Below are 1,153 nucleotides of genomic sequence, written 5' to 3'. Positions count from 1 at the left end.
CGACACGCTGGACCTGGCCGCCTGGTGGCTGCAGGAGATGCGCGACACCCCGGCGCCGCTGGCCGAGCGCATGGTGCTGTTCTGGCACAACCACTTCGCGACCTCGGTGCAGAAGGTGCAGAGCCCGCAGGGCATGTTCATCCAGCAGCAGCTGTTGCGCACGCACGCACTCGGCTCGTTCGCCGAGCTGCTGCATGGCATCGCGCGCGATCCGGCGATGCTGATCTACCTCGACGGCGCGGCCAACAAGGCGCAGGCGCCGAACGAGAACTTCGCGCGCGAGGTGATGGAGCTGTTCACGCTCGGCGAAGGGCAGTACCGCGAGCAGGACATCCAGGAAGCCGCGCGCGCCTTCTCGGGCTGGACCGTCGACCGTGCCGATTGGAGCGCCCGCCTGCGCCCGCGCCTGCACGACAGCGGCAGCAAGACCTTGTTCGGACGCAGCGCCGCCTACGACGCCGATGGCGCGCTCGACCAGCTGCYCGCGCAGCCGGCCGCGCCGCGCTTCATCGCCGGCAAGCTGTGGCGCGAGTTCGTCTCGCCGGTGCCGGAGCCGGCCACGCTGGAGCGCGTCGCCGCGCGGCTGCGCGACAGCGGCTGGCGCATCGACGCGGCGCTGCGCGAGCTGCTGCTGAGCGATGCGTTCTGGGCGCCGGCCGCGCGCGCGGCGCTGATCAAGTCGCCGGTGGAGCTGACGGTGGGCACGCTGCGCCAGTTCGACGCGAAGTTCGACATGCAGCTCGATGCGATGCTGCCGATCGCGCGCGCCAGCGCCAAGCTCGGGCAGAGCCTGTTCGCGCCGCCCAACGTGAAGGGCTGGCCCGGCTACACCGACTGGATCGACAGCACGACGCTGCTGGAGCGCAAGCGCTTCACCGAGCGCCTGTTCCGCGGCGTCGAGATGGGTGGCGTCGAGAAGGGCGGGGGCGGGCTGCGCTTCGATGCGGACGCGTGGCTCGCGCCGCTCGGCGCCCATGCCGACCGCGAGCCCGATGAGCGCACCAAGGCGCGCATCGAGGCCGCGGTGCTGGCCGCGCCGCCGGTCAATCCGCTGCCGGCCGGCACGGTCGGGCTGTCGATGCTGCGGGCGCTGAGCCTGGACCCTGCGTTTCAACTGAAGTGACCTGGAGGCCGCGATGCGATCCACCCGTCG

General features: G+C 71.9%; 1 protein-coding gene. It reads left to right on the top strand.

The window, feature by feature from the left end; all coding sequences use genetic code 11:
- Window positions 1-1,123: DUF1800 domain-containing protein (locus tag AC1D01_RS35750; protein WP_477874419.1), on the top strand; the 1,123-nt coding region annotated here is incomplete at its 5' end.
- Window positions 1,124-1,153 lie beyond the last annotated feature (30 nt).

The organism is Rhizobacter sp. P3_B12 (genome assembly GCF_056402895.1).
Note: the sequence above shows the minus strand (reverse complement) of the source record. Positions and strands in the feature narration are given on the sequence as shown.